The organism is Streptomyces sp. NPDC059398, assembly GCF_042751845.1.
In the GTDB taxonomy this organism is placed as follows: domain Bacteria; phylum Actinomycetota; class Actinomycetes; order Streptomycetales; family Streptomycetaceae; genus Streptomyces.
Genome location: NZ_JBHYWP010000081.1, coordinates 1 through 2,291 on the forward strand (window position 1 = coordinate 1; position 2,291 = coordinate 2,291).

The 2,291-nt window shown below is 73.8% G+C and carries 1 protein-coding gene and 1 tRNA gene; both read right to left on the reverse strand.

From position 1 onward, the window contains the following. Positions 1-62: 62 nt before the first annotated feature. A tRNA-Met gene (locus tag ACFXBC_RS25315) sits at positions 63-136 on the reverse strand. A 95-nt stretch (positions 137-231) separates the two neighbouring features. After that, positions 232-2,028, reverse strand: a complete 1,797-nt coding sequence (locus ACFXBC_RS25320; protein ID WP_385028747.1) for a tetratricopeptide repeat protein — start codon at positions 2,026-2,028, stop codon at positions 232-234. Between the last annotated feature and the right edge of the window lie 263 nt (positions 2,029-2,291).

Consider the following 2,291-nt stretch of genomic DNA (forward strand, 5'->3'; position numbering starts at 1 on the left):
CGTAATTTTCCGGATCATGCGGCGGGCCGGCACTCTACCGAGTCCGGGCCTTCGGTCTTCAGTAGCGGGGACAGGATTTGAACCTGCGACCTCTGGGTTATGAGCCCAGCGAGCTACCGAGCTGCTCCACCCCGCGCCGTTGTGTTCGCAACTGTACGTGGGGCCGCCGACCAGTGCAAATCTGTTCCCGCGGGGGCGGTCGGGCGATCGCGGCGCCGCACCGTCTCGCCCTCACGCGGTGAGCTCCTGGCGCAGCGCCTCGCTGAGCCGTGCCGCCCGCTCGGCGACCTCGGCGGGCCCGAGCTCCACGGCGCGGTTGCACCACTTCTGCCCTTCGCCCAGCTCACCACGGCGGATGGCGAGCAGCGCGAGGCGCAGCGCGGCCCGGCCGTGTCCGGCGTTGGCCGCCCTGGCCCACCAGAGACCCGCCTCGCGCTCGTTGCCCTCGCGGGCCAGCAGCAGCCCGAGGTTGAAGGCGCCGTTACGGCTGCCCGCCTCGGCGGCCTCGCGGTACCAGCCGGCCGCGGCCTCGACGTCGTTGCGGGAGGCGGCGAGCATGCCGACCCGGACCTGGGCGCGGCGGTGCCCCTGCTCGGCGGCGCGCTCGTACCACTCCTCGCACTCGCTCTTGTCGGTGACGGGCTCGCCCAGGACCGGCGGCCCCGGCGGCGGCATCCTGGCGTCGAGCAGCGCACCGAGCCGGAAGGCGGCCTCGGTGCTGCCGCCGCCCGCCGCGCAGCGCAGGTGACGCTCCGCGGTGTGCTCCTCGCCGTCCCTGAGCAGCGCTATGCCGACCTGGAGCGCCGCCTCGGTGTGGCCCGCCGCGGCGGCCCGCTCGTACCAGACGAGGGCGCCCCGGTCGTCGTCCCGGCCCGCGTGCAGGATGCCCAGGTTGAAGGCGGCGTCCACGCTGCCCGCCTCGGCGGCCTTGGAGAACCACGGCTCGGCGCCGGCCGGGTCGCCGTTCTGCAGGAGCAGCACGGCGAGCGCGTTGGCCGCCTCGCGGTGCCCGGCGTAGGCGGCGCGGCGGTACCACTGCTCGGCCTGCGCCGTCCGCTTCTGGGCGGCGCAGAGCAGGGCCAGGTTGTACGCGCCGTTGACGTCGCCCGCGTCCATGGCGGCCCGGTACCAGCGCTCGGCGGTCTGCTTCTCGCCCCGGGCGGCGTGCAGGGCCCCCAGGGCGTTGGCGGCGTTCCCGTCGCCGTCCTGGGCCGCGCGCAGCCACCAGACGGCGGCGCTCTCCTCGTCGCCCGCGTCACGCAGCAGAAAGCCGAGTGCGCAGGCCGCGCGGGCCTCGCCGTCCTTGGCGGACGTCAGATACCAGCGGCCGGCCTCCTTGAGGTCGCCGCGCTTCTCCAGGATCACGCCGAGGTGCAGCGCGGCGCGCCGGTGGCCGCGCGCGGCGGCCTGCCGGTACCACCGCTCGGCCTCGGCCGCCGGGTCCTTCCCCTCGGCCGCGCGGTCCAGGGCGCGCGCCAGCCGGTAGGCGGCCTCCCGGTGTCCCTGCTCCGCGGCGGCGCGCAGCCAGCGCTCCGCGCCGATGTCGCCGCGGTGCTCAAGGAGGTCGGCGAGGGCGTACGCCCCCAGCGCGTGGCCCGACTCGGCGGACTGGCGCAGCCAGTACTCGGCTGCGGGCTCGTCCCCGCGCTCTCTGTGGTGCCTGCCCAGTGCGTGGGCCGCGGCAGCGGAGCCCGCGACGGCGGCGATACGCCACCAGCCGGCCGCCTCGTCCGCGTAGCCCCGCTGGTGCAGCAGTACGCCCAGGTTGTTGGCGGCGGCCCGGTCCCCCTCCGCGGTGGCGGCGCGCAGCCACCGCTCCGCGCCGTCGAGGTCCCCGCGGCGCAGCAGCAGTGCGCCCAGGACGCTCATCGACGCGGCTTCACCGCTCTCGGCACCGCTCCGGTGCCGAGCCTCGGTCTCGACGTCGGCCGTCTCCTGCGCGTCGACGGCGTCGTGGCCGTCATCGGCGTGCTTCTGCACAAACCGCCCTGTCTCCAACAGAGTTGCCCTGTCCCCCATAAGCACCATCGTCCCACTACGTGCAACTCGCGCACACCTGGTATATCGCTGCCGACTAGGTCACTTCAGCGTTTTGTCGACTTCCCGCAACGCGGTAAGTGAAACATGAACGAGTCCCAACTTCCCGTAGGCGGGGCCTTCTTCACAGGAGTCGCACGGACGGGCAAAGGGGCGGACACACGCAGAAGGGGGGGGGGGGGGGTCGATTAAGGGGGGGGGGCGTTAAATTAGGGGGGAGGGTTGTTTTAGATGGGACCGAGGGTTTTTTTTCC

Coding starts and splice junctions, on each gene's coding strand:
- ACFXBC_RS25320 (WP_385028747.1), bottom strand. CDS start 2,028: ATGGTGCTTATGGGGGACAGGGCAACTCTGTTGGAGACAGGGCGGTTT.